The sequence below is a fragment of the Wolbachia endosymbiont (group B) of Camptogramma bilineatum genome (genome assembly GCF_947251825.1).
In the GTDB taxonomy this organism is placed as follows: Bacteria; Pseudomonadota; Alphaproteobacteria; order Rickettsiales; family Anaplasmataceae; genus Wolbachia.
Window position 1 is genome coordinate 1103732 of record NZ_OX366391.1, and the last position, 26297, is coordinate 1130028.

At 33.4% G+C, this 26297-nt stretch carries 24 protein-coding genes and 1 pseudogene; 16 read left to right on the plus strand and 9 right to left on the minus strand.

Annotated features, from left to right (window positions below; genetic code table 11):
• Positions 1–539: 539 nt before the first annotated feature.
• The 3 genes from OPR44_RS05560 to OPR44_RS05570 all read left to right on the plus strand — a co-directional run bounded on the left by OPR44_RS05560 (position 540) and on the right by OPR44_RS05570 (position 4982).
• A complete protein-coding gene (locus tag OPR44_RS05560) occupies positions 540–2015 on the plus strand; it encodes a type II secretion system protein GspD (RefSeq protein ID WP_264377143.1) in 1476 nt (491 codons plus the stop codon).
• A 227-nt stretch (positions 2016–2242) separates the two neighbouring features.
• Positions 2243–3805: a glutamine-hydrolyzing GMP synthase gene (gene guaA / locus OPR44_RS05565; protein ID WP_265014643.1), complete on the plus strand. Its 1563-nt coding sequence runs from the start codon at positions 2243–2245 to the stop codon at positions 3803–3805.
• A 271-nt stretch (positions 3806–4076) separates the two neighbouring features.
• Entirely contained in the window at positions 4077–4982 is a 906-nt protein-coding gene (locus tag OPR44_RS05570; protein ID WP_264377999.1) for an ankyrin repeat domain-containing protein, read from the plus strand.
• A gap of 217 nt (positions 4983–5199) precedes the next feature.
• Here OPR44_RS05570 and OPR44_RS05575 read toward each other — a convergent pair whose 3' ends face one another.
• Positions 5200–5892: a TerC family protein gene (locus OPR44_RS05575; protein ID WP_029237607.1), complete on the minus strand. Its 693-nt coding sequence runs from the start codon at positions 5890–5892 to the stop codon at positions 5200–5202.
• Positions 5893–6173: 281 nt separating this feature from the next.
• Between OPR44_RS05575 and OPR44_RS05580 the strand changes: the two genes are divergently transcribed.
• The 4 genes from OPR44_RS05580 (at position 6174) to lepA (ending at position 10568) form a co-directional block, all read left to right on the plus strand.
• Entirely contained in the window at positions 6174–7550 is a 1377-nt protein-coding gene (locus tag OPR44_RS05580; RefSeq protein WP_265014644.1) for a malonyl-CoA decarboxylase, read from the plus strand.
• A 277-nt stretch (positions 7551–7827) separates the two neighbouring features.
• Positions 7828–8097 carry a hypothetical protein gene (locus OPR44_RS05585; protein ID WP_265014645.1) on the plus strand — a complete coding sequence of 90 codons (270 nt, stop codon included), beginning with the start codon at positions 7828–7830 and terminating at the stop codon, positions 8095–8097.
• A 125-nt stretch (positions 8098–8222) separates the two neighbouring features.
• Positions 8223–8690 (plus strand): hypothetical protein, encoded by a 468-nt coding sequence (locus tag OPR44_RS05590; RefSeq protein ID WP_265014646.1) that lies wholly within the window; start codon positions 8223–8225, stop codon positions 8688–8690.
• Between the two features lie 81 nt (positions 8691–8771).
• Positions 8772–10568, plus strand: coding sequence for a translation elongation factor 4 (gene lepA / locus OPR44_RS05595; RefSeq protein ID WP_264374939.1), 1797 nt, complete (start codon positions 8772–8774; stop codon positions 10566–10568).
• Positions 10569–10807: 239 nt separating this feature from the next.
• Here the strand turns inward: lepA and OPR44_RS05600 are convergent, their stop codons facing one another.
• A complete protein-coding gene (locus OPR44_RS05600) occupies positions 10808–11680 on the minus strand; it encodes a hypothetical protein (RefSeq protein ID WP_007301937.1) in 873 nt (290 codons plus the stop codon).
• A gap of 95 nt (positions 11681–11775) precedes the next feature.
• Positions 11776–12147 (minus strand): glutaredoxin, encoded by a 372-nt coding sequence (locus OPR44_RS05605; protein WP_006015443.1) that lies wholly within the window; start codon positions 12145–12147, stop codon positions 11776–11778.
• A 68-nt stretch (positions 12148–12215) separates the two neighbouring features.
• On the opposite strand from OPR44_RS05605, the gene ribF reads away from it, so the two are divergent.
• The 4 genes and pseudogenes from ribF to OPR44_RS05625 all read left to right on the plus strand — a co-directional run bounded on the left by ribF (position 12216) and on the right by OPR44_RS05625 (position 16269).
• Positions 12216–13148, plus strand: a complete 933-nt coding sequence (gene ribF, locus OPR44_RS05610) for a riboflavin biosynthesis protein RibF (RefSeq protein WP_265014647.1) — start codon at positions 12216–12218, stop codon at positions 13146–13148.
• The gene (lspA, locus tag OPR44_RS05615; protein ID WP_007301940.1) at positions 13145–13621 is read left to right on the plus strand and encodes a signal peptidase II; all 477 of its coding nucleotides are present in this window, start codon (positions 13145–13147) and stop codon (positions 13619–13621) included. Before ribF ends, lspA begins: the two co-directional genes overlap by 4 nt.
• Before the next feature lie 4 nt (positions 13622–13625).
• Positions 13626–14954, plus strand: coding sequence for a M16 family metallopeptidase (locus OPR44_RS05620; protein WP_265015455.1), 1329 nt, complete (start codon positions 13626–13628; stop codon positions 14952–14954).
• A pseudogene (locus OPR44_RS05625) lies at positions 14941–16269 on the plus strand (M16 family metallopeptidase). Before OPR44_RS05620 ends, OPR44_RS05625 begins: the two are co-directional and overlap by 14 nt.
• Here the strand turns inward: OPR44_RS05625 and purN are convergent.
• Complete coding sequence (purN, locus tag OPR44_RS05635; RefSeq protein ID WP_265014650.1) at positions 16263–16829, minus strand: phosphoribosylglycinamide formyltransferase; 567 nt, start codon at positions 16827–16829, stop codon at positions 16263–16265. The pseudogene OPR44_RS05625 and the gene purN sit on opposite strands and share 7 nt — an antisense overlap.
• A 266-nt stretch (positions 16830–17095) precedes the next feature.
• On the opposite strand from purN, the gene OPR44_RS05640 reads away from it, so the two are divergent.
• Positions 17096–17512 carry a hypothetical protein gene (locus OPR44_RS05640; protein WP_007301944.1) on the plus strand — a complete coding sequence of 139 codons (417 nt, stop codon included), beginning with the start codon at positions 17096–17098 and terminating at the stop codon, positions 17510–17512.
• Here OPR44_RS05640 and OPR44_RS05645 read toward each other — a convergent pair.
• The gene (locus tag OPR44_RS05645; protein ID WP_265014651.1) at positions 17505–18026 is read right to left on the minus strand and encodes a Na+/H+ antiporter subunit E; all 522 of its coding nucleotides are present in this window, start codon (positions 18024–18026) and stop codon (positions 17505–17507) included. The two genes, OPR44_RS05640 and OPR44_RS05645, sit on opposite strands and share 8 nt — an antisense overlap.
• 103 nt (positions 18027–18129) lie before the next feature.
• On the opposite strand from OPR44_RS05645, the gene OPR44_RS05650 reads away from it, so the two are divergent.
• The 3 genes from OPR44_RS05650 (at position 18130) to lgt (ending at position 20373) form a co-directional block, all read left to right on the plus strand.
• A complete protein-coding gene (locus tag OPR44_RS05650; protein ID WP_265014652.1) occupies positions 18130–18990 on the plus strand; it encodes an ankyrin repeat domain-containing protein in 861 nt (286 codons plus the stop codon).
• A 135-nt stretch (positions 18991–19125) separates the two neighbouring features.
• Positions 19126–19575 carry an SsrA-binding protein SmpB gene (smpB, locus tag OPR44_RS05655; RefSeq protein ID WP_015587785.1) on the plus strand — a complete coding sequence of 150 codons (450 nt, stop codon included), beginning with the start codon at positions 19126–19128 and terminating at the stop codon, positions 19573–19575.
• A 6-nt stretch (positions 19576–19581) separates the two neighbouring features.
• Complete coding sequence (gene lgt, locus OPR44_RS05660) at positions 19582–20373, plus strand: prolipoprotein diacylglyceryl transferase (protein ID WP_265014653.1); 792 nt, start codon at positions 19582–19584, stop codon at positions 20371–20373.
• A gap of 214 nt (positions 20374–20587) precedes the next feature.
• Here lgt and OPR44_RS05665 read toward each other — a convergent pair whose 3' ends face one another.
• The 4 genes from OPR44_RS05665 to OPR44_RS05680 form a co-directional block, all read right to left on the minus strand.
• Complete coding sequence (locus OPR44_RS05665; RefSeq protein WP_264378007.1) at positions 20588–21130, minus strand: hypothetical protein; 543 nt, start codon at positions 21128–21130, stop codon at positions 20588–20590.
• Positions 21131–21214: 84 nt separating this feature from the next.
• On the minus strand, positions 21215–21742 hold the full coding sequence (locus OPR44_RS05670) for a phospholipase D family nuclease (protein ID WP_265014654.1): 528 nt from the start codon (positions 21740–21742) through the stop codon (positions 21215–21217).
• A 40-nt stretch (positions 21743–21782) separates the two neighbouring features.
• Positions 21783–23270: a UbiD family decarboxylase gene (locus OPR44_RS05675; RefSeq protein WP_265014655.1), complete on the minus strand. Its 1488-nt coding sequence runs from the start codon at positions 23268–23270 to the stop codon at positions 21783–21785.
• Positions 23271–23317: 47 nt separating this feature from the next.
• The gene (locus tag OPR44_RS05680; RefSeq protein WP_265014656.1) at positions 23318–25201 is read right to left on the minus strand and encodes a DUF3857 domain-containing protein; all 1884 of its coding nucleotides are present in this window, start codon (positions 25199–25201) and stop codon (positions 23318–23320) included.
• 339 nt (positions 25202–25540) lie between these two features.
• On the opposite strand from OPR44_RS05680, the gene OPR44_RS05685 reads away from it, so the two are divergent.
• Entirely contained in the window at positions 25541–26281 is a 741-nt protein-coding gene (locus OPR44_RS05685; RefSeq protein WP_265014657.1) for a DsbA family protein, read from the plus strand.
• Positions 26282–26297: the final 16 nt, after the last annotated feature.

The following is a 26297-nucleotide window of genomic DNA, read 5'->3' on the forward strand; positions in this document are numbered from 1 at the left end:
CACTAGAAGCAGCTTAATCGTATCTGAACAGATACATAATCTATATAAAGAGGACATAGGTACCATCTGTCCTTTTAAGGCATTTATGTCAATGATATGCGTAATCCATGATTTTAAACATGATGATCCTCCTAAGTAATACAAAAAAACTCAGAAAAATGTATATAGCTATGATAGAAGTTATCTATACATAAGTACAATATACTTTAACTAGAGATTATAGATTAATGAAGTTGAAAAGTCTGCAGACGAAGATAGATTTCGAGCTCTAGAATATCTTCACTATCAAAATAACAAAGCTGTCAAAATTTGTCAAGTAATTTTTATCGCAACTGTACAAACATTGCACAGGACAAATTTAAAATGCTGTAAAATGGTGTCTGTTCAGACGCATGTGAAACCAGTGCTTCTTTTCATCCCACTTCCATACGGCTAAACCCTTTTCATAATCTCCTATCTATCATTTCTTAAACCACTCCCCTGAACGGATACAATTAAATACATTTTTAACATTTTTATAGAAAACTATTAGTATAGATTTGTATGCTGCCCTCATGGCTATTTTAAAATGTTTAATACTCCTTTTCATTATTTCTTGTACACATCTACCTAACAAGCAACATTCTGTTAATATAGACAATTATAAGCACGATTATTCGTTGCAACAATATAATACTCCTTTGAAGAATAACGAACCAGCAATACCAGAAATGATACCTTTACCGGTAGAGTTTCCCGATCTTACAACCAGTAATCAGTTTCTTTCGATTAATGTTGATGAAAAAGTACCAGTAAAGGATTTACTGATTGAGATAGGAAAACTTTCTGACGTTAACTTAGACATAGATCCCAAAATATCAGGTAATATTATTTTAAAGCTAAAAGATAAGAACATAAACGAAGTAATTCAGAATATAGCCAACAGCGCCAAATTGCGTTACTCAATGAATAATGGTGTAATTAGAATTGAACAAGATTTGCCATATGCACAAAATTATTACGTAGACTTCATCAATATTCAACACTCTGCGCAAAGGAGTTTTATCATTGGTAACAATATTACCGACAGTGATGGTGATAGAAACTATATGAAATCTCAATATAGTAGTGATTTATGGAATTCATTAGAAAAAGGCTTAAATGCAATAATGGATGTTAACGGAGTAGATGATGGTGAGTTTCTTTCATCCAACAGAGAAGCTGGTGTCATTATTCTAAATGCTAGAAAAGATATTCACAAAGCTGTTGAAGAATATATTAATAAAGTTAAGAAATTGGCGTCTTCTCAAGTAATGATCGAGGCCAAAATAGTTGAAGTTTTATTAGACGATAAATACCTTTCTGGTATCAACTTAAACGATTTGCATAATGAAACCAAATCTATAACAAATCAAGGTAACTCTATTATTGACCTAGCAATTAACTCTAGTGTGAGTGATTTAGGAGATTTAGTAAAAATTTTAAATAAATTTGGCACTTCAACCGTAATTTCAAGCCCTAGAGTACATGCTATAAATAATCAGCAAGCAATGATTTCATTTACTAAAAACCATATCTATTTTACTTCCGATATACAGAAAGATACCGGAAACTCCAATCATGCCTTAATTACCAAGATGAATAGCACTCCAATAGGTGTGGTGTTAATAATCCACCCAAGCATTAACATTGATACTAATGAAATATTCATGGATATACACCCAACCTTATCAAGAATTAACGATTACACTAAAGACCCAAATATAGAATATGTCGCACAACAGAATAAAATGAAATTAAATAGTGACATTCCAATTATTGAAACCAGAGAAATGCACTCTACGTTAAAAATTAAGAGCGGCGAAGTTATGGTAATTGGTGGGCTTATAGAGCATAGAAAAGATAACCAAAACTTATTGCATCAAAAGTCAAAAAAACTGGCTAAGACAGTAGAAACCGTCATCTTCCTGAAAGCAACAATCGTACCAACACTTGGTTTATTAGATATAAAAGATAGGAATTTATATATATATTAAACGTATCCGTTCAGGCAATGGCATCAACTTAAGGAAAGATGTTGGGGTTGCTATTATGATAAGAAGAGAGTATCAGAATGATAATTAAGACAGCTTAATCACAAATCTGTTGCGGTAAATTTAAGTTGCTTTAGTCATATATTAAAGTTTTTAAACAGGTCTTAGTTTACTTACTTTATTGTTTTCTTTATTATCAAATATTGCTTTAAATAATATGGAGGAGCACATTGTCAGCAATTGCCGTTATTGATTTTGGTTCACAGTTTACACAGCTTATTGCAAGACAAATCAGGGAAATGGGCGTTTACTGTGAAATATTTCCAAGCAATATCGATTTCGAAACAGTATCAAAATTCAATGGATTTATTTTTTCTGGAGGACCGCAATCTGTAAATGACAATTGCTCTGAAGTAAGTGAAGTAGCACATAAAATTATAAAACTTAACGAAACAATAAACACTCCTATACTTGGAATATGTTATGGACAGCAACTCATTTGTCATTATTTCGGGGCAAAGGTAAGAAAAGAATTCAATCAGGAATTTGGCAAAACTAAAATCAAGATACTAAAAGAATCCCCAATTATAAAGGATACTTGGAACGTTAATTCCGAAGTCGATGTGCTAATGAACCATGCAGACAGTGTCGAAACTATACCGCAAGGATTTACTGCTATTGCCTCAGGTATAATAAATCAAACAATCTCAATAATTGCCAACGAACAGCGGAAGATTTACTGTACTCAGTTCCATCCTGAAGTTAAACCTACGACAAATGGTAGTAAACTTCTCTCTAATTTCTTAGATATTGCAAATTGTGAGAGAGATTGGACAATGAAGTCATTCATTGAAAAACAGAAGGAAAAAATTCAAAACTTAGTAGGGGAGAAAAAAGTAATTGCTGCAGTAAGTGGGGGGGTTGATTCAAGTGTTGCAGCAGTTCTTACACACAAAGCTATAGGAAAACAATTAAACTGTATTTTTATCGATACTGGGTTATTGCGTAAGAGCCAGACCACTGCTATGTTAAAAGAAATTCCAATAAATTACGTTGATAAATCAAACTTGTTTTTAAGTAGGTTAAGGGGAATAACTGATCCGGAAGAAAAGCGAAAAATTATCGGCAATACTTTTATCGAAGTATTTGAAGAAGAGGCAAAAAAAATAGGTGATGTGGATTTTTTAATGCAAGGCACCATTTACTCTGATGTAGTTGAATCAGGGCACGCTTCAGGAAACACTAGTACAATTAAATCTCATCACAATGTTGGTGGGTTGCCAGAAAAAATGAATCTGAAACTAGTAGAACCTTTACGCTATCTCTTTAAAGATGAAGTAAGGCTGCTTGGCAAAGAAATTGGGCTTTCAGATGAGATAATATTTCAACATCCATTTCCTGGGCCTGGACTTGCAGTGAGGATCATAGGTGAGGTTGATGAAGAAAAGGTACGAATATTGCAAGAAGTAGATGAAATATATATCAACACAATGAAAAATTATGATCTGTATGATAAAATATGGCAGGCTTTTGCTGTACTGTTACCAGTAAAAACTGTGGGAGTTATGGGAGATAATCGTACATACGGATATGTTTGCGCTTTAAGGGCTGTGACTTCATCTGATGGCATGACAGCTGATGCATTTCCATTTAAAAATAAAGATCAACATTCGTTAGTATTTTGGAGGTTTTTGCAAGACGTCAGTAGTATAATTGTTAACAAAGTTTCCGGAGTAAATCGAGTTGTGTATGATTTAACTTCCAAGCCACCAGCAACTATTGAGTGGGAGTAGCAATAATTTCATTCCAGTTTCAGCTACTCGAATCATACCAAAGAGGCTGCTTGCATAACTCAAATTTTAAGGAAAACTATTTAATGTCATTCCAGCGCGTGACGCTGGTTCCTGGATCCCATTACTGGGATGACAACGAAGTTGAATGACACCACAGAGGCTACTTGAATCTAATTTACTATTCACAATCCCAGTTATTAGCTTGTTTTAATTGACTTTTTATCATAATCATGAATAATTAAACATATAGTTTGATATTGAAGGTAAAATCATGACAGGAGAATATGAATCACTGAAAACAGTACTGAGGACGATTGAGGCTAAGAAAGATTTAAATAAAGATAATATAATTAAGAAAATACAAGAAGAACTAAAGAAACAGAATCAAGATCTATATCAAGAGTGGGAGAAAGGTAATTTTGATGTAAATCATGTATTTGATATGTACCCATACGAAAAGTGGACGTTATTAATTATAGCTGCTGAGAATGGTTACAAAAAGACAGTAGGGTTTTTAATCGGAGCAAAAGCAGATGTTAATGCGAAAGATGGGTTTGATCGCACTGCTTTGCACTCTGCTGCTATTCGTGGTCGCAAAGAGATAGTAGAGGTTTTAATCGGAGCAAAAGCAGATGTTAATGCGAAAGATGGGTTTGATCGCACTGCTTTGTACTATCCTGCTTTGTATGGTTTCAAAGAGGTAGTAGAGGTTTTAATCGGAGCAGGAGCAGATGTTAATGTGAGAGATAAAAGTGGGTACACTGCTTTGCACTTTGCTGCTTACACAGAGATAGTAGAGGTTTTACTCAAAGAAGGAGCAAAAGTTAATGCAGTAGATAAAGATGGAAAGACTCCTTTAGATCATGCTAAGAGTCAAGACGTAGTAAAAGCTCTATTAGACGCAGGAGGAGGCTCTTTTGTAAAAGCACGTAATAAAGCAAAGATTGCCGGTGGAGTAACTGGATTATTAGGCACTGCTATAGCAGTGGCACTTTTTACAACTGGAACAATTACAGCTCAGTTGACACCTATCGTTATAGCAGTGGTTGCAGTTACAGCAGCAGCACTGGTAGTTGGTTGTGCTACATATGCATTACTAAAGCCTAGTACTAAAGTTGATGGAGCAGAGAAACCATCTGCCGTTTTAACAACAAATGAACAGCAAGGAGCTGCTTGACAGTAGAGCGTGTGACGCACAGCTGTATGAACATTATCTGTAGGATGCCAGTGTCTGGGCACTGGCATCCAGTTAAGTTGGTAAGCATAAAAGTAATGTAAAAATACAATGTTTTTGATGATGGAAAAATGGATCCCAGTGTCAAGCATTGGGATGACACCTTCCTGCTAGAAAATGTTTGTACAGTTATGCGCTTTTTGCTTCGTGTAAAATAGTTTCAAGGCTGTATTTTCTTTATTTTGCTTATAGCTTCCACAAGCAATGCAAACATAAATGAAGAATACAAACATGCTTTTGGTAGTTCTATGTGAAGCCCTTCAAGTGTTAGATATACACCGACGAGTAAAATAAATAGAATGGCAATTACTTTTAAGCTTGGGTTGGATTTTATTACCTGAGCGGTATAACTTGATGAAAATAGCATTGCTAATATGGAAAATGTAAATGCTATGGCAATGATTATCATATTGTGAGTTAATGCTATGGCAGTTAATATCGAATCAACCGAAAAAACTAAATCTATTAATATAATTTGTAGCACAACTAAAAAAAATTGTGATTTAACATTTGCCTTTGTTTTATTCTCCTTATGTACAAAAATGTCGCTCCATAACTCCATAGAGCTTTTAACAATAAGGAATAACCCTCCTGCAATCATAAGTAAATCCTTTACTGAGATATCCAGAGATACAGTGTGAAATATAGGCTTTTGCATTGATAATATATATGATGTAAAAAATAGTATTACAAAACGCATCAATAGCGCCAAGCCAAAACCTATAAGGCGGGCTCTTTCTCTCAGCAGATTTGGCACCTTATCTATTGCTAGAGAAATAAAGATTAAATTGTCTATACCAAGTATAGTTTCAAGTAGCGTAAGTATCAATAAAGTCCAAGCATCAGCTAGCATTTTCATTCCAAAGTCAGATTTTGTACTTTACAATAGATGTGTAAAAATTAAGTAACTTCGCCTAGGTAATTAAAAAATCAGCCTTACCCGAAAAAGGAAGAGAAAAAAGGTCATTTTTATAATAAAAGTACTTTTGTAAGAAGAATAATAAAATTAAAAATCTAACTCTCTTTACGAAAATTTTAAATAGGTTCTAAAACAATTATACTAGAAAATATATACCCCCTGTGTAGACTAAGATTTTTTTTTAATTTAAGATAGATACATAGTAAAAGAAATTTATGACAAAAGAATCATTAGCAAAAACTGATATAGTGAAAGTTGAAGATAAGAAAGCACCAAAGAGCTTTTTTAAGATACTAGGTGAAGTAGCAAACGCTGTAAGATCATGGGTTGGCAATATTGGCCCTGATTTAAGTAGTAGTCGCGATGTCGATAGTTTAGTCTTGAAGATGAACGAATGCTTAAACCCAAAGGGGGGGGAAGTCTCAGCACGTAAGAACACCGTATCTCTTGGTAATTTGTACTTGAGTTTATCAGAGGCAGGTCAAATAAAATTTTTACAAACCCTGGCAGAAAAGTTCAATCCGGATAAAACGAAAATAGATGAAGAAATAAAAGTATATAAGAAAAATCAAGATTCTGAGTCAAGCTATAAGTTTGAACAAGACTTAATAAAAGTCCTTGAATCACCACGCTCTAAAATATTGAAGCAGTTTATCTCCTTACCAGAAGGTCTTAAGTTTATTGTTGATATGCGTTCTGATGTGCTTAAGCTAAAGAACCAATATGAAAATCTAAACCCACTAGAAAATGAATTAAAAAATATACTCTGTACTTTGGTTGATGTTGATCTACTTGATCTTCATCAAATCACCTGGGATTCACCTGCATCATTGTTGGAAAAACTTATAAAATATGAAGCTGTACATAAAATTTCTTCTTGGGGTGACCTAAAAAATAGGCTAGATTCTGATCGTCTCTGTTTTGCTTTCTTTCATTACAAAATACCAAACGAACCTCTAATTTTTGTAGAGGTTGCATTGATGAATGAGATTTCAAATAGTATTCAACACCTTTTGGATGAGTCAGTGCCCTCAAGTGACCCAAGCAGTGCAAGTACTGCTATATTCTATTCAATATCAAACACTCAAACTGGTTTATCTGGAATTAGCCTCGGTAACTTTTTAATAAAGAGAGTCGTAGAAAAACTATCGCAAGAATTTAAAAGCGTAAAAGTGTATGCAACTCTTTCTCCAGTTCCTGGATTTACAAAATGGCTAAAAAATCAAGACGTGGCTTTATTAGGTAAGCTTAATATAAAACAATCAGGTACAGAAATTTTAGAAAGCATAAAAACTAACATTGAATGCGAAAAACAGTCCCTACTGAAACTTTGTGCACATTATTTGCTAAAGGTTAAAAGCAGTGGTGGGGGTGCTTATGATCCGGTCGCACACTTTCATTTAAGCAATGGTGCATCAATCAAACAAATCAACTGGATGGCTGATACTTCTGAAAAAGGCATTAGTCAGTCAGCCGGAATAATGGTGAATTATTTGTACGAATTGCCTAAAATAGATAACAATCATGAGAATTATATGATCAATAAAGTGGTTTCTCATTCAAAAAAAGTGTCAGCTATGTTAAAGGAATAATAGGAAGTGCGCAAGCATATAGAAAGTGCTAACATTCCCTAATGTTTATGTATATAATATTGAATAGTTTTATGAGGTAAAATGTATTAGTGGTGAGATATTAAAAAAAATAAAACAAAAAATACAAGATAGAGTAACACGTAAAGAACTGTACAGTGTCTTTACATATTCTGAAGAAATAAAGTCATTTAATGATTATGTTAGTAGTATTAAACGTGATGGAATAAACTCAGAGAAATCAAGTCTATTGAAAGATATTTATGAAGGCCTTAATTCTATGTTTACTAACATTGCTATCGACTGGGATAGCAATCGAGGTAGCCTAAGTAGTGAAAAAATTAATATACATTATCAAAACTTAGGGTCTATCTTAGAGATGGTAATCATAATTGAAGGATTGAAGACAGGATTGGGCCAAGAATACGTGATACTCGGCATTGATGAATCCACGTTAATTTGTGATATCGAATCACTTCAGAAAAAAATGAAAGAAGCGCTGGAAAAAATGCAACAACAACAAAGTGCAGCAATGCAAAAAAAAAGTTAGAAATGCAACAACAAAATGAAGCAAGGCAAGAAGAATTAGAAAAGAAAATTGAAGAAAAGTTTAGAAAGTATATATAAAACGGCACTATTGATGCAGTATCAATTGAAAAATATGATAATTGTAGTTTGTGTGATGCAGTAATCAATCTAAAAGACAACAGTAAAAGCATAAATATTGAGATAAGCGAGTTTTTAAATAATGATTTTCGTAAAAAAAACAATATTCATGAAATTCGTATTTTAAATGGCGATCAAGAAGAAGTTGTCTGTGGCTTTGTAGATAAAAATGGAGTGAGGTGTTATAATTTAGGTACTGCAGCTCAATATGGAATAAAGTTTAATTGGTATATAGATGAAAGGGAATTTATCATTATATTAAGTGCTAATAGCGATGGCACTATTAAAATAGCAAGTGATAAGCCAGATGATAAAGATTTAGAAGAAAATAAAGATGTAAGAATTAAAGTTGGTAATGATTACCTAAGCCTTGCTGATGCAGTAAAAACATGCAAGCAGGAAAAGAATGAGGCAAGTAGCAAACTGAGTCAACCATCAACTACTGAATACTTCCGACCAGTACAGACGCCAGCTTAATGTTTTCAGCAAAAAGGAAGATAAGTAATTGCTCTTGTAATACTTAAAATGTAAAATAGATCTACTTAAATAAGTAGATCTATGAACAATATAAGAAATTTTGCAATAATAGCACATATAGATCATGGGAAGTCAACTCTTGCTGATCGTTTGATAGAAGAATGTAACGGTCTTGAGACAAGGGAAATGACCAATCAGGTACTTGACTCAATGGATATAGAGCGTGAACGCGGAATCACAATCAAAGCACAAACGGTAAGACTCAATTACACTGCAAATAATGGTAATAAATATTGCCTCAACCTCATGGACACACCAGGTCATGTTGACTTTTCATATGAAGTCAGCCGAAGCTTAGCTGCATGTGAAGGCTCACTTTTGGTGGTGGACAGCAGCCAAGGAGTTGAAGCTCAGACTCTGGCAAATGTGTACAAGGCAATTGACAATAATCATGAGATAATAGTTGTGCTCAATAAAGTTGACCTTCCTGCTGCAGATCCAGAAAAGGTAAAGCTTCAGATTGAAGAAGTAATTGGTATTGATGCAAGTGAGTCAATTTTGATATCGGCAAAAACTGGTCTTGGGATAAAGGATGTACTTGAAGCTATAGTGACAAAACTTCCCGCTCCTCAAGGTGATACAAATGCTCCACTGCAAGCAATTTTAGTTGATAGTTGGTATGATCCTTACCTAGGAGTAGTAATTTTAGTGCGAGTTAAAAATGGAGTACTAAAAAAAGGCATGAGAATCGTTATGATGTCTAATAATGCTACATATCAGGTCGATAATATCGGTATTTTCACTCCTAAAAAAGTTATGACTGGTGAACTTTCAGCAGGTGAAGTTGGTTTTATAACTGCTTCAATGAAAGAAGTAGCAGACTGCAAAGTAGGAGACACTATTACTGAAGAGAAAAGGCCGTGCAGCAAGGCATTACCTGGCTTTAAAGAAGTACATCCTGTAGTATTTTGCAGTATTTTCCCCAATAACACAGATGATTTTAAATATTTAAGGGAAGCACTAGAAAAATTACATTTAAATGATGCTAGTTTTACATTTGATGCTGAAACGTCAAATGCCCTAGGTTATGGATTTCGTTGCGGTTTCTTAGGAATGCTACATCTTGAAGTCATTCAAGAAAGACTCGAAAGAGAATTTGATTTAGATCTAACAGCAACTGCACCGAGTGTTATATATAAAGTTGCAACACAAAATGGTAAAGTTTTAAATATCCATAACCCAAGCGATATGCCAGACCCTACAAAAATTGAAATAGTGGAAGAACCGTGGATCACTGCAACTATAATGGTACCTGATCAATATTTAGGAGAGATTCTATCTCTGTGTGAAGAGAGGAGAGGAGAACAGCAGGATTTATCTTATGTTGGTAATACGACAACAGCACTACTGAAGTATAAATTACCGCTGTCTGAGGTTGTTTTTGATTTTTACGATAGACTAAAATCAATTTCCAAGGGATATGCAAGTTTAGATTGGGAAATATCCGATTATCAGGAAAGTCAGATAGATAAATTAAGTTTTTTAGTTAATGGAGAACCTGTGGATGCGTTAGCCTGCATTGTTCATAAAAGCAGGGCAGAAAAAAGAGGCCGTGAAATATGTGCACGTTTGAAAGACTTGATACCACGCCAGCAATATAAAATCGCGATTCAAGCGGCAGTAGGCGGAAAAATTATTGCTAGAGAAACGATTAACCCGTATAGAAAAGATGTAACAGCCAAGCTCTATGGTGGAGACGTCACACGAAGGATGAAGCTGCTTGAAAAGCAGAAGAAAGGTAAGAAAAGATTGCATTCTGTAGGAAACATAAACATCCCACAAAATGCTTTTATTGAGGCTTTGAAAATAAATGATTAATATATATCCAAAAACATAAATTTAAAGAACTAAGTGATATTTTCTCAATAAATTTACTGACATTGATATGGGTAAATTTGAAATAGCTATGTGAATTTGTAAAACACTATATAAGATACCATACAACGAAATCATCCCAGTGTTAAACGCTGGGATGACAGAGAGCAGCTCAATTGCTCCACTAAATCAGTAAAAATCAGATATATGTAGACATTCGCTAAAACCATTCCAACAACATTTTAGTGAAACTTAACAAGCTTATCTATAGTTTTAGTGATGATTCTTGGAGTATTTGGAGAGACTTCTGAGCCCAGTCTATTTAACCGCTCTATAGCAAACCCGCTGTTCTCATTTATTATGAAATCACATAAAATATTTTCTATATCTTTAATAACACTTTCATGCTTTCTCAGAGGATGGTTATTCGGATATCTATGAATGGTTTTGATGCTAGAATACTCAACGAAAGCTTGATCTTTAAAAGCAAGTTGTCTCAATTTCTCTTTGAATTTTTCTTCTTCATCTCTTGCTAAAAGGCAAGACTTTATCAGTGATTTTATAATCGAGTTTATAGCCTGATGTATTTCAGAATGCACTATAACTTTGATGATATTTTCTTCCACTATGCAATCATAAGTGCTTTTTTCGCTCTTTAATGACTCTATAAGCATTTTGCTATTTTGCGAATTCAATTCCAGATTCTCTTCACTTATAGGAGTCATTATAAAGGTATTCTTATTTACCCTGATGTAAAATTGTGGCAACCCTTTAGAACAGGCAAATGCTACATCCTTAGACTCAAGTGCGTGATTGTATGAAGAAGAAAGGGTGCTTGCTATAACGCTACTTGGTACTTTCATTCCATGATTACTTAGGTGATTTAACACATTCTCAACATCATGATATGTAAAACCTGTATCTTTTATCAATTCAACAACTTCTATGCAATTGTGTTGTTTATACTCTATTGTCACTTCTTCTGTAAAAAGAGTTTTAGCTGCTATATGCTTATCAAGCACTGTAAAAATCTTGATGAAACTCTCTAAATCTTGTTTGTTAATTAATTCAATACTAATTAAGTTTTTGCTAACAATTATAATATTTTTTATCATTTTTTCCCACTAAAAAAACTCACTAGATGAATTGTATTTTTAATTCATTAAAAATTGTTTAAAGTGGGTATGCCAGCAACAGTAAGACAAAAAAATCACATAAAATCTTCATTATGTATTATATTACATCCCTCGTGTTCATCACTGCCGCTTGTGTAAGCTGTTGCATTAATGCTATCTTCATTGTTATTTAACATATTATCCAACTTTCCTTCTTTTTCAAGATCCATCAATTTGTCACATCCAGCAATATGATGTACATAATCACCATTTTCATCAGTAATAAAAATTTGTGGAACTGTCCTGACGTTATATTTTGATTTTATACCGTCAAACAAATCCGAGTTTCTAAGTACATCAATTTCTTCGTATTTCACACCTTTTTCATCCAATAACTCTTTTGCTTTCTTGCAGAATGGGCAGTACTTCTTCACATATATTACAACTTTTCCTTTAGTGTTTTTCACGATTTATCTCCATAGTTTATAAAATACAACTATTATATATAAAAAATATATATAAAATATCAAATTGTATGAAAATTATTTACAACTGTGAGCAAGGGATAAAAGATAATGTGGCACTAACTTTCGGAAATTTCGATGGCGTTCATTTAGGACATAAGTTTGCAATTTCCAATCTAAAGAATGTAGCAAAAGAAAGAGGATTACCCTCTGCAGTTTTAACTTTTGAGCCTCACCCATCAACTGTTTTATTTAGTAGGAACAATTTTAGGTTAATAGATCAAGAACAAAAAAAGGAACTAATCAGCAGCTATGGTATAGATTACTTGTATATTATTAATTTTAGTAGAGGTTTTTCTGAGGTTAGCTGCGATGACTTTATTGGTAAGATTTTGGTAAAGAAGTATGGTGCTAAACATATAACTGTTGGAGAAAGTTGTACTTTTGGTCACAAACGATTGGGTAACATATTAACTCTAGAAAAATATTCTCAGATGTATGAATATTCTTTAACTAAATTAGAGCCATTGATAATCGATAGAAAAATTTGCTCTTCTTCCTCAATCAGGGAGTGTTTACAAAAAGGAGAAATAGAAATTGCTAATAAATTGCTTGGTAGGTCTTATCAAGTTTCTGGTATTGTAACAAAAGGTGCATGTAGAGGTAGAGAAATAGGGTTTCCAACCATAAACATTCCGATAGAAGATTACATGATAAAACCTAAGTTTGGTACATATTACGCCAAAGTTGCATTTTCTGAAAATAGTTCAAGTTGGCTATATGGAGTAGTCAACATTGGTATGAGACCTACATTTAAGGACTTAAAAAAACCTATAGTAGAAATGCATATATTTGACTTCAACGAAAATGTATACAATTTTAAGGTTGATATACAACTTTTAAAATTTATTAGGGCAGAAAAAAAATTCCATAGTATTAACGAGTTAACAAAACAGATAGATCGTGATATAATGAAGGCTTACCAGTTAAAGATAAATTTATGAAAAGGATATGTTTAGTTATTATATTGATTATAGTATCATTCGATCAAACAAGTAAATTGTATATAAACTCTTTGATTGATGAGGGGGAGTCAATCGAGATTACTAGTTTTATGAAATTAGTTGAAGTTTGGAATTCAGGAATTAGCTTTGGAATGTGTAGTACTCTGCCGCATGGCAGCTTCTTTTTTTCAGCATGTTCAATATTAATAATTGGTATACTTGCATACTTGATATATAAATCTAATGATAAGTCAATTTACCTTAGTTTTTCTCTGATGATTGGTGGAGCGATCGGAAATGTAATTGATAGAATCTATTGGGGAGCTGTATATGACTTCATATATTTTCATATCAATGATTGGTATTGGCCAGCCTTTAATTTAGCAGATCTATCTATAGTTTGTGGAATGTGTACATTGTTATATAAGTGGTATATATATGATAGGTCTATCTCTAAGCAAAATGAGGAATGAAATAATGCTTCGCAAATTCTTTAGTTTTTTTATACTACCTGTGTTTTTTTTCATTTGTCCGATTTCTTTGGAAGCTGAAATCATAAAGCATGCTAAGCTCAGTAACGGATTGGATGTTTATGTAGTACCTAATCACCGAATTCCAGCTGTTTTTCATGCAATAATATATAAAGTTGGGGGAATGGATGACCCAATTGGCAAAGCAGGCTTGGCTCACTACTTTGAACACTTAATGTTTAAAACTACAGGAAAATTTAAAGACATAGAATCCACTTTGGGCAGCATTGGGGCCCAATTTAATGCTTTTACCACTAAAGAATACACCTGCTACTACGAATTAGTTCTCAAAAAAGATTTACCACTAGCAATGGAAATTGAAGCAGATAGAATGGGCAATTTTGATGTTACTCAAGACAAAATAGATAGAGAAAAAAAATATCGTATTAGAAGAAAGATGAGATTTGATAATAATCCTGAAGCTTTACTATGGGAGGAAATGAACAGTGCATTTTATCGTAATGGCTATGGTAGGTCTGTTATTGGTTGGGAGAGCGATATTAAAACTTACAATCAAGATGACATAACAAGGTTTCATGATAACTATTATCATCCAGGTAATGCTATACTGCTCGTTGTTGGTGATGTAGAATTTGAAGAAGTAGCGGGATTAGCAAAGGAAAAATATGGTGCAATTAAAGCTGAGCCTGTAGTTAAGCATTATCCGAACCAAGATTCAATACATAATGCAGATATATCGGTAATTTTAGAAAGCACTGAAGTAAAAGAGCCAGTTTTATACTTTCGCTATAGTGTTCCTTTATTTGAGCAAATAAGTGAAACTTTTCCTGTTGATTTGGCAGTTGATGTTTTGGGGAATGGCAAGTCTAGTAAGCTATATAAAGATTTAGTTCTAGATAAGAATGTAGCAGTAGAAGTGTTTGCTTATTATAATAGCTTAGCTTTTAGTAATGGTTACATTGAGATTCGGGTAACTCCAAAAAGCGGGGTGAATTTGGATGCTGTTGCAAGAGAGTTAGAAAATTCTATTAATCACTTTAACTCTGAAGGAATAACCAGTGAAGAGTTGCAAAGTACAAAGTCTAAATACAAAGCAGCACAGCTTGATAATCTATCTGATTTAACTAATATAGCAATGTTTTATATACCACGTCTAGCACTAGGTATTCCACTTGATGAAATAGACATTTCATATAGCAAAATTAATGATGTCAATCTAGAGGATGTAAATAATAAAGTTCACGCTATCTTTTCTACTAATAAATTAGTTGGTCGTCTACTACCAAAAGGAGGTAATAATGATGAGAATAAGTAAGCTTATATTTCTACTTTTTTTTCTGTCTGGTCTTTAATTTGCAGGCGAGCACCTACCTAAATATAGAGGAGGTTACTACTAATAAAGGGCTTAAGTTTTTATTTGTTGAAAATTTCGATTTACCAAAAGTTTCACTCAATATATCGTTCAAAGATGCAGGCTACGCACACGAAAACGCGGAAAAACATGGGCTTGCTTGGTTTACTTCTCTTGTAATTCAAGAAGGAGCAGGAAAAAATGATGCCAAAGATTTTGCGAAAAAGCTTGAGGATAAAGGAATTAGTTTAAATTTTATTGCTAATTTAGAAGCATTTAGGGTTTCATTAAATACTTTATCTGAGAATCTAGAGGATGCAATTTCACTACTGAGTGATGCTATAATGCGCCCTAAAGTTGATCCTGAGGGATTAAATAGAGTATTCGAAAAAGTCAAAGTAAACTTTAATAATTTTGAAAAAGACCCTTATTTTATTGCTGCAAAAGAGTTAGATACATTGTTGTTCAAAAAACATCCTTACTCAAGAGATCCATATGGAACTCTAGACACTATAATGAACATTACTAGAGATGATGTTTTAACATACATAAAGCGTAGTTTTACTAAGGATAATATCGTTATTAGTGTTGTTGGTTGTGCAACAAAAGAAGAAGTTAGTGGATTGCTAGATAAGTATTTATCTAAATTACCATCAAAAAGATCAAAAGTTAGAAAGATACCTGTAAAAAATGAATTTGGGCCTGCAGAAAGTAAGAGCGTTTTTATGGATATACCACAGAGTGTAATATTTTTTGCTCAAAAAGGCATAGCATATGAAGACCCTAATTACTATAATGCTAGTGTTTTGATTAATGCGCTTGGTGGTATGAGTCTAAACTCAATACTGATGAAAGAGTTGAGACAAAATCTAGGTATTACTTATGGTATTAGTGCACGTAATGTTACCAATAAACATGGAAATGTTATATTTGGGTTTATGAGCACCGATAGCTCTACTGTTAGCAAAGCTATATCAGCAGTAAAAGATACATTTAGCAGAATAAAAAAGGAAGGAATTGACGAACAATTATTCAAGGATGCAAAAACCAGTTTAGTAAATAACCTTATCTTATCTTCTCTTTTCTATCCAATAATGCGAATACAGCAACGTTGCTAGATAGTATGCAGATAGAGGATCGTGATGTTAACAGTATAAATAATTATAAGAATACCATTAATAATATTAAATTAGAGGAAGTAAACAAATTGGCACATTCTTTACTAAATCCTGAAAATTTATTCTTTGTTGAAGTTGGAAGAAACGCTCAAGGTCAATAATTAATACTTTCTGCTATTGATTTTACTGCTTCAACATAACACTTGTGCTCTTCAGCTAGAATGCGCTCTGAGAGACTGTGAACATCATCATTTGGTAACACTGGAACAGTAGCTTGAGCGATTATGGCTCCAGCATCAATTTCAGGAGTAACATAATGCACAGTACATCCTGTAATTTTTACACCCGCTTTCAGAGCTTGCTCCTGAGCATTTAGGCCCTTAAATGACGGAAGTAAAGAGGGATGAATATTTATAACTTTGTTATGCCATTTATTCAGGAAATTGGCCTTTATAATTCTCATAAACCCTGCAAGGCAAATTAAATCAACCTTATGTTGAACAAGTATTTCATGAATTTTATCAGTATCAAGTGGCTTATCTTCAACAACAAACGCTGAAACTCCTGCTTGCTTTGCTATTTTAAGGCCTCCAGCTTCACTATTATTTGTGATAACACACACAGTTTCAGCAGGGAAATTCTGATCTTGACATGCTTCTATTAAAGCCTGCATGTTTGACCCTCTACCTGAAATTAGTATTCCGAGTTTTATCTTTTTCATTTTAGTGCAGCCGTAAGAATGGATATTAATAAAATAGCTAAAAAGAAAAGTTTATTTTAGAATAAATACTATTGTGTAGCAATATTTTACACTGCTGGATAATATGGAATTAAAGAAATCATTCAGTTTGAAGTAACTTTAACATTTAATTTTAGGAATATTATACAATTTATGGTAAATAAATGCATATTTTTATGGCTGCGTTATTATTTATTTAACAAAGTATTAGTATAATTTACTACACTGAATTAAATGGAGAAAATTCAATGAATAAATTACCAAGCAATGCAAAAACAAGCAAGTCTCAGGTTACTCAGTGGGAGGTAATAAAAAATTGTGAATATTCTGATAATTGTTTATCAAAAGTAGTAACTTTATACGTCATTAAAATGGCAGAATTATCAGATATTTATACGAGTAATGAACCTGAAATTAATACTATACTTACAAGAATAAGCATAACAAGTGAAAATGCATTTTTAAATAAGGTTGTTGATATTGAAATTATGGAGGGCATTTTTCCGTACAAATTCAACAGCAAGAAAAAAAATAACATATCAAGGCTAGAAGATTTGTACAATTATTTATGTTCTACTGTTATTGATAGCCTTCCAAAAGAAATGCTTGAAAGCCTAAGAAGAGAATACAGAGACGCTGTTAACTTATTTAAAGCAATTACTTAACTAGGTGTAGCATTTTTAAGACTTTACCTTCTATTTTAGAAATGCCACTTTCAAGATCTTTATCTATCAAACATATGGTAGATAAATATGTTTTCTGCTTCTTTTTAACATTGATAGTTAAAGTTCCAGGAGTAATCGTAACCGAGTTAGCAAATAATGCAATGGTCTTATCATTATGTCCTATGCATTCTCTTACAATAACAATTGGCTCAACTGTAGATTTGAATCGTAGCACCTTTTTTGTTACATAAATACTTGAAAAAATAATTTGGTAAATTAGCCAAGGTATATAACTTATAAGCTGATAAAGTGACAGCCTACCACTATCATTTAGAATTTGACTAAGGGCACTTTCAGCATCAATTAACCTTTTAAAGATAATCAATGTGAACACAGAAGAAAATACTCCACAGAGAATAAAAAAAGGCTCAAAATAACCAGACAATGTAATCCATAGAGAAGATAAAATCACAAATGATAGAGAAAAAAACTTAATATTTTGCCTGACTTTCATGATTTGGAGTATAACTTAAATGATTTTTTAGGAAAATAAAAAGTTCTTGATTTTTGTGTCAAAGAACATAATAACCAAGTTATTTTAATAAGTAGTGGAGATTATGACGCTTGATGATTTTCTAAAAATGCTTGAAGAAATAAATGATACTTCAGGTTTAAGCAAGAACAACATAGTTGAACGAATAAAAATAAAATTAGAAAGAATTGATTTACGGAGTTGGAAAGATAGTGGATTTAATATCAATCATATATTCACTACACATAGTGATCTAGATCCTGTAGAAACTACATTGTTGCATTTTGCTGCTAAGAGTGGCTATGAGAATGTAGTAAGAGCTCTAATTGCATGTGAAGCAGATGTTAACGCACGGGATTGCGATCGGTGCACTCCTTTACATTTTGCTGCTGAATGGAACCACAAAAGCATATTAGAGATTTTAATTGAAAGTGGAGCAAATGTTAATGCGTGCGACAATGATGGATATACTCCCTTACACTTTGCTGCTGAAGGTGGCAATGAAAGTGCAGTAGGAGCTCTAATTGCATCTGGAGCAAATGTTAATGCGCAGAACAATGATGGGCATACTCCTTTACATTTCGCTACTGAAAGCGGCAATGAAAGTACAGTAGGGGCTCTAATTGCATGTGGAGCAGATGTGAATGTGCAGAGCAATAATGGATATACTCCTTTGCATTTTGCTGCTGAAGTTGGTAATGAAAATATAGTAAGAACTCTAATTGAACACGGAGCATATGTTGATGCGCAGAATAATAATGGACAAACTCCTTTGCATCTTGTTACTGAATGGGGTTGTAAAGGTGTAGCAGAAATTTTAGTTGCAAATGGTGCAGATGTTTATGCGCGGGACAATGATGGACAAACCCCTTTACACTTTGCTGTTGAATGGGGCTTCAAAAGCTTTTTATTAAGTAATGCTAGTCCTAGGCTGAAATGGCAGTAGGAAGAGTGGAACAAATTACACTTGCAGGAAGATTGGAGCTTTTTTAACCAAACTTGCATTTACTGAGATAATTGTTTTGTTATGAATTAAACCAAAAGTTCTGTAATATATTGAAGCTTAAAGATATCTTTAGATATGGAAGTTATTGCAGAAAATAGAAAAGCAAGGTTTGAATACTTTATCTTAGAAGAATTTGAAGCAGGTATGATCCTCTTAAGTAGTGAAGTGAAATCACTAAGGGAAAGAAAAGCAAACATTTCTGATGCTTACGTTACTGAAAAAAAAGGTGAAATATGGCTAAACAATATGCATATCGCAGAGTATAAAGCTGCAAACCAAAAGAATCACAAGCCAAAAAGAGAACGAAAATTGCTTTTGCATAAAAAAGAGATAAATAAGCTAATTGGTCAAATCAAAACCTCTGGAATAACTGTTGTGCCACTTTCTATCTATTTTAATGATAAAGGGTTGGCAAAAACTAAAATTGCTATTGTTAAAGGAAAAAAACTCTACGATAAGAGAGCAACTATAAAACAGAGAGAGTGGGACCGTGAGAAAAGTAGATTGTCTAAGAATAATTTGTAGTAAAATATGTCTTTAAGTCCAGTTATTTTTAGCATCGGTCCTGTTTCTATATATTGGTATTCTTTAGCATATGTTTTTGGTATAGTTTTTGCATATTGGTATTTACATAAGCTAGACAATCAAAAAATCTTTACTAAGAATTTTTACGATTCGTTATTAACAACTACTATTATAGGCGTTATTCTTGGGGGCAGGCTTGGCTACGTGTTGATATATGATCCAGTTTTTTATATAAGCAGCCCTATTGAGATATTAAAGACCTGGGAAGGAGGAATGTCATTTCATGGTGGTGCTATAGGAGTTTTGCTTGCAGTAATAATCTCCTGTAGAAGACATAACATTCCTATATTTTACACACTGGATCTAATTTCTTGTGGAGTTCCGATAGGTTTGTTCCTAGGTCGCATAGGTAATTTTATAAATGGAGAGTTATTTGGCAGAGTTACAACTATGCAATGGGGTATGGTATTTCCAGAAAGTGGTGATAATTTATTGCGCCATCCAAGCCAACTTTATGAGGCATTTTTTGAAGGAGCGCTACTTTTCGTAGTTGTAAATTCACTATTTTTCTTGAACAAAATGAGATTGTATTATGGTGCAACAACTGGAGTTGCAGTTATGTGGTATGGAATAGCACGTTTTGTGGTTGAATTTTTCCGCGAGCCAGACTATCAAATTGGCTATTTATGGTTCAATTTAACTATGGGACAATTTCTTTCTATACCTATGATTTTGCTGGGAATGCTTATATATTTAGGTGCGTTGAGCTTAAGATTTAATACGAAATCTGTTCAATAGAGAAAAGGTAAGTTTAATCGAAAAATATAGTGGAAGTTTATTTATTCCATACTATGTACAATTATGTGAATTTTTTGTCTTGCAGAGAATAAATGTAAGACCAGCAAACCTTCGTTGTATAGATATAAGAAAAACTTAGTAGCTACTTACCAAATTCATTACTAAGTAGATATTCATTTTCCACCAGAATATTCCTGATTGAGAAGCTACTTTATTAAAACATATTTTTAAATTTTTGCCAAAACCCTGGTTGATTATCATTAACCTTTGTGAAGGCTATGTTTAAACTGTATCTCGTATCATTTGGCATATCATATCTAATATTCAGTATTGAAAATTTGTTTTTATTATGAACAGAAACATCGTCATATGATAACTTTGTCGTGTAGTACTTTATATGTTTTTGCTTATCATATACTATATCACCTGATTCACCTTCTAGTTCTACAAATTTAGTTTTTTTCTGACATTCTTTTATTTTTATTAGATCCTCGTTTAGTGATATTGAAACCGGTAGTGTATTCCCAGCATACTCTTTAGCTAAAAGCTCACTTTGAGGATACATTTTTATTTCCCTTCCAAAATGTGAGTCTATAAAATTATTGCTCCAAAATTTGTCTCCAGAATGTACATATTCGTCAGTAGCATACGGTACACCACCATAATTGCATTGAACTTTGTAATCTCCAACACCATTATTTTGAAAAAAATCATGAATGGCAGCGTAACTATCAGCAGCATCATTTATGTAATCCATTACCTACCCCTTAAAACCTTTTAATTTATTATCTCACAAGAAATTACATCTATCAATAAAAAGACTTTTTTTGATATCAAGTATCTAGGGAGCATATTGATAGGATTGTGACATTCGTATTTCCCAGTTCTTCACATACTGCTGGACTAATTCAGGATAATTTTCAATAATTAATAAATTTTCAGCGTTTCCCTTTTTAGCTGTCTTACTGAGGTTAAACGATCCTGTGATGACTTTTTGATTATCAACAATTATTACCTTATTATGAGCAATTTTTGGCTTATTATCGATCCAAATCGGTATTCCATTTGAAAACAATTCGCTTATGACACTATATTTTGAATGGAGTTGTGATTTATCTAAAATGACTTTAACATCAACACCACGCTCTTTGGCGTTAATCAAAGATTTTGCAACTGTTCCAAGAGTAAATGTATATTCTTGAACTAAGATAGATTCTTTAGATTGGTCTATCTCGCTGATTATCGGTACAGCACAGTCTTGTTCAGGTGAGAAGCAAACTGTTGCTTTTGGGCAAGGCGAGAATGTAGGACCCACATAGTAATACAGAGAAAAACATGCCGACAAAAATAAAAGATATAAAAGCCTCACAAACCACACCTAAATACACGGCGGTAGTCTACATCATAGTTTAATCATCTGTCAACCCATATTCCTTCCACTTCTCTGTAACTTTCTTTATTATTTCCTCGCTCATTTCAATTTTTCTTCCCCATTCTCGTTTGGTTTCAGGTGGAAGTTTGTTTGTTGCATCAAACCCTATTTTACCTCCGAGACCACTTTCAGGAGAAGCGAAGTCTAAATAATCAATTGGAGCATTCTCTATCATGATTGTATCACGTACAGGGTCCATTCTTGTTGAAACTGCCCACATTACTTCCTTCCAATCACGTATATTTATATCATAATCAACAACTATAATAAATTTCGTGTATAAGAACTGTTTGAGAAAAGCGAGTATGCCCATAACAATTCTTTTTGAATGCCCTGGATAAGCCTTTTTTATCGACACTACCGCTATTCTATATGAACAACCTTCTGGGGGCAGATAAAAATCTACTATCTCCGGAAACTGATTGATGAGAATCGGCACAAAGATTTCGTTGAGTGCCTCACCAAGAATTGATGGTTCATCAGGTGGTTTGCCAGTAAAAGTGCTGAGATAAATTGGATCTTTGCGCATTGTAATTGCAGTGATGTTAAACTCAGGAAACTGTTCAACAGCATTATAGTAACCGGTATGGTCTCCATATGGCCCTTCATCTTGGTAATTATCCAAACTTACATATCCTTCCAAAACAATTTCTGCATGAGCTGGAACCTGAAGAGGAATAGTTTTACAATTTACAAGCTCAAGTGTTTTTTTTCGCAGCAGCCCGGCAAATTGGTATTCTGATAAAGTCTCCGGCACCGGAGTTACCGCAGCAATAATCGTTGCAGGATCGCTACCAATCACAGCAGCCGCAGGAAACTTCATATTTTGCCCCCTCTCCTTCCACCGTTTATGGTGACCTGCACCACCACGATGTGCAAGCCAGCGCATGAGAGTCGTTTTTTTATTCACAACCTGCATACGATATATTCCAAGATTGAAATTATCTTGCTTGTCTGCTGTTGGTCCTTTTGTTACCACAAGTGGCCAAGTGATAAGCGGTGCAGGCTCGTTTGGCCAGCATGTCTGAATAGGTAGCAAACTAAGATCCACCTTATCCCCAGTTAGCACCAGCTCTTGACATGGGGCTTTGCTCACAACTTTGCTCCGCATCGACAATACAACTTTTAGTAGAGGAAACATTTTCACAGCATCTTTGAAGGTTTTTGGCGGCTCAGGTGATCGCAAAAATGCTAGAAGTTTACCCAGATCCCTTAATTCATCAGAATTTATACCAAGTCCGAATGCAATTCTCTCAATAGTACCAAATAAATTCACTAAAACGGGAATTGAATTTTTGCCATTTTCTGTGACAACATTTTCAAAGATGATAGCTGGTCCCTTGTTTGACAAAACCCTACGATGAATTTCTGTCATTTCAAGAATAGTTGAAACTTCTTTTTTAATTCTAATTAGATCTTTTTTTTCTTCTAATGCTCTGATGAAGTCGCGTAAGTTATTGTACATATTTTAAAAATTTTAAGCCTTTTAAGAAGTGCTTTTCCCAGCACAACTCATTCACTTATTATTATAGAGGCTCTAGAAAAATTATTCTCCAATTCGCTTTTTAAGTTTTTATATTCAGCAGTCTTTAATTCTTCATTGGTAATAAAGCTTTTCTTTATGGTTATTAAATTGCTAAATTCGGTTCCATCATTTTTATATTTACAGAACCTATTTACATATAACCAAGGAGAATCTATTTCAAAATTCAAATTTTCACAGTTTTTAATTTTGATATCTTTTATTATCATATGGCTTTCCTTAGTTTTAGGAACACCAATAAAAAGGTCTGACACTTGGTCAGAAGCTGTATTGACAACATCATTAAGCCAATTATCTCCTAAATTCAAAGCCGGCCCTAGATTTGTCTTGAAAATCTTATTTTTTTGCTGGAACTCATATTTTATTGTAAGATCCTCTACATTACGCAAGGTAAGGTCAGGCAATTCTAAGAACTTCTTTTCTTCTTCATCAAGATATACTCCACTAATCATACGAAAAACAGAATCTCTTAATTGCTCATCTGAATAATATAATCCAACACCTGTTAAGCCTAAGGCTGCTTCCCCTTGCACGGTAAGCTGGCCATATTCATTTACAACGTTATCTTCTATAGTTAATTCACTATGGGATATCACTTTTGAATTTTCACCTTGTACAGCAGGAATCTTTATGTAATCTGCTTCCTCAGAATCCAGTACTAGAGCGTTCCTATCAGCAATGTCTGGAAAAACACCCTGTGCCATACTGACGGTATTAGTTGGATCGATCCAATATATCTTCCCACCTCTATTTGTTACTTTGAGCATCACATGATTAAAATTACCCATATTAGGTAATGCTTCAGGATTGGAAATACTACTAGTTCCTCTCATAACTAAAATAGGTTGAACTTTATAACCAAGTTTTTGCAGAATAGCAGCCGTGCTAGCAGAAAAGTCTTTGCAATCCCCAACTTGAGAATCAGCAATTTTCTCCAAATCTCTCGGAAAAAATTTTCCTGACACTGTACGCCAGTCTCCCATGTACTGAACTTTTTCATTCAATAAAGAAGTAACTGCATTAATTTTCTCCTCATCGGTACTCTCATTGGCAGCAAATTCTGCTATAGCTTCAAAAGTTGCAGGAAGCGGCTGATTGATGACGCTATGATATCCAGGAGCTAATTTTTTAGCTAAATCCTCCCATTCAGATAAGCTTGAAAGTGATACCCAAGTGTTGTGTTTTATGTTCAATATTCCATTATGTGGTTCATTTGTTGTGTTTTCATAAACTGCTTTCTTTAAAGCAATGCTTATAGAGTGTATATCATCATTTTTTTCCTCAGCGATTTCTAATACTTCTCTTGGATCATTAACTTTAATCTCCAGGGGTAATTCAGAATTGATTTTAGTATTTTCTGCTTGTAAATAATCCCCATGATAAGAAAAGCTCAAGCCATAAAAATTATCAACAGGAACCTTTTTGTTAACTTGTTTATACCTTAAATATACTTCTGTACCAATTTCTATTTTAGGAAACGATATAGTTACTTGCCTTAACTGATCGAAGCCTTTACTAGGACTAGCTAGCGGTTTATCCTCTATCATGTCTTCAGTGACTATATATTCCTCTCCGTTATAAGCTGTTTTAGCTTCTAAAACAGTCAAATCTGCACTATCATCATTGTAGATTAAACTATACAGAGAAAATCTATCACGCCCAGACTCCTTGAGTATTTTTGCTTGTAGTTCTACTTCCGTTTCGTAGGTACCATCTCTATTAACATTAATGTTAACATTAGAAAACTTAACCTCGACAGAAGCATCTTCGTACTTACTCCACCTTGCTTCAGCTGTCGAAGCTACAAAAAATGCTAACATTGCTAAGTTAAAGACAGCTTTTAAAAACCTCATTTTTTACTTACATTTATTGAAAAATCATTCTATTATATCCGAACAACACTATCGGAAATGTAAGACTTAGTGTGTTCATATTACTTAGCGACGCGCTTACCGATATTATATGCAGCGATTACAAGATAATCAACTTTTTTGCTTACAATTTGCTAGAAATAGTGGTAAAGACTATCTAAATCTTTATAAATGCCTTACTCTGCAAAATTTTTCATCACCAAATCTTATGATGAACTTTACAAAAATATCTTAAATTTCATTTTATAAAGTTTGCATTTCTTGATAAAAATGTTTTAACATTAAGCATTTCTTTAATATTTGTATTCTTTAACTAAGTATATGTCTAAGATACCATTTTTATTGATTTTTATACTTGCAGTAGCAAGTTTACCAGTAATAAACAATTGGCTTTCACACCGCAGTCAGAACTTAAATGATGATTATATAGGTGAGAGATTGGATAATTACATCAGTAAAAATTTTGATAGAGTTCTAAAAGCTCTCCAGGAAGAGTCAGCTAAAAATAGTTATGCTAATGCAACCAAAAATAAAATTTCTCAGCATAAAAATGAAATATTCGACTCCACTTATCCTTACTCGGGAAATGAAAATAGCAATATCATAGCTGTAGGTTTTTTTGACTATTCTTGTGGATATTGCAAAGCTATAAAGAACGATGTAAAACAATTGATCAATGATGGCAAAATTAAGTATATCTTTAGAGATGCTCCAATACTTGGTAACAATTCTTTAAAGGCAGCAAAAGGTGCTTTAGCAACTTATTTTATCGATAAAGAAAAGTACTTAGATTTTCACTATGCTGCACTAGATCACAGAGGAGAATTTTCAGATAAAACTATATTAGGTATAGTGAAAAATATAGGGATTAACGAGAACGATTTTAATAACTCTATTAAAAATAATGCAGACAAAATTGAGCAAATGATAAACAACAGCAAACTTTTAGTAAGGAATTTAGGAGTAGGCGGTACACCTTTTTTGATAATTGGAGATAGTCTTTTTGTAGGAGCAACTGATTTAAATGTGCTACGCAAAAAAGTGGATGAGTTAAAAGATTAATAAATTCCCTGCTTGA

Excerpts from the sequence above, each read along its gene's own strand:
- OPR44_RS05570 (WP_264377999.1), top strand. The coding sequence starts at position 4,077 with ATGACAGGAGAATATGAATCACTGAAAACAGTACTGAGGACGATTGAG.
- OPR44_RS05575 (WP_029237607.1), bottom strand. The coding sequence starts at position 5,892 with ATGCTAGCTGATGCTTGGACTTTATTGATACTTACGCTACTTGAAACT.
- OPR44_RS05580 (WP_265014644.1), top strand. The coding sequence starts at position 6,174 with ATGACAAAAGAATCATTAGCAAAAACTGATATAGTGAAAGTTGAAGAT.
- OPR44_RS05585 (WP_265014645.1), top strand. The coding sequence starts at position 7,828 with ATGTTTACTAACATTGCTATCGACTGGGATAGCAATCGAGGTAGCCTA.
- lepA (WP_264374939.1), top strand. The coding sequence starts at position 8,772 with ATGAACAATATAAGAAATTTTGCAATAATAGCACATATAGATCATGGG.
- OPR44_RS05600 (WP_007301937.1), bottom strand. The coding sequence starts at position 11,680 with ATGATAAAAAATATTATAATTGTTAGCAAAAACTTAATTAGTATTGAA.
- ribF (WP_265014647.1), top strand. The coding sequence starts at position 12,216 with ATGAAAATTATTTACAACTGTGAGCAAGGGATAAAAGATAATGTGGCA.
- lspA (WP_007301940.1), top strand. The coding sequence starts at position 13,145 with ATGAAAAGGATATGTTTAGTTATTATATTGATTATAGTATCATTCGAT.
- OPR44_RS05620 (WP_265015455.1), top strand. The coding sequence starts at position 13,626 with ATGCTTCGCAAATTCTTTAGTTTTTTTATACTACCTGTGTTTTTTTTC.
- purN (WP_265014650.1), bottom strand. The coding sequence starts at position 16,829 with ATGAAAAAGATAAAACTCGGAATACTAATTTCAGGTAGAGGGTCAAAC.
- OPR44_RS05640 (WP_007301944.1), top strand. The coding sequence starts at position 17,096 with ATGAATAAATTACCAAGCAATGCAAAAACAAGCAAGTCTCAGGTTACT.
- OPR44_RS05645 (WP_265014651.1), bottom strand. The coding sequence starts at position 18,026 with ATGAAAGTCAGGCAAAATATTAAGTTTTTTTCTCTATCATTTGTGATT.
- OPR44_RS05650 (WP_265014652.1), top strand. The coding sequence starts at position 18,130 with ATGACGCTTGATGATTTTCTAAAAATGCTTGAAGAAATAAATGATACT.
- smpB (WP_015587785.1), top strand. The coding sequence starts at position 19,126 with ATGGAAGTTATTGCAGAAAATAGAAAAGCAAGGTTTGAATACTTTATC.
- lgt (WP_265014653.1), top strand. The coding sequence starts at position 19,582 with ATGTCTTTAAGTCCAGTTATTTTTAGCATCGGTCCTGTTTCTATATAT.
- OPR44_RS05665 (WP_264378007.1), bottom strand. The coding sequence starts at position 21,130 with ATGGATTACATAAATGATGCTGCTGATAGTTACGCTGCCATTCATGAT.
- OPR44_RS05675 (WP_265014655.1), bottom strand. The coding sequence starts at position 23,270 with ATGTACAATAACTTACGCGACTTCATCAGAGCATTAGAAGAAAAAAAA.
- OPR44_RS05680 (WP_265014656.1), bottom strand. The coding sequence starts at position 25,201 with ATGAGGTTTTTAAAAGCTGTCTTTAACTTAGCAATGTTAGCATTTTTT.
- OPR44_RS05685 (WP_265014657.1), top strand. The coding sequence starts at position 25,541 with ATGTCTAAGATACCATTTTTATTGATTTTTATACTTGCAGTAGCAAGT.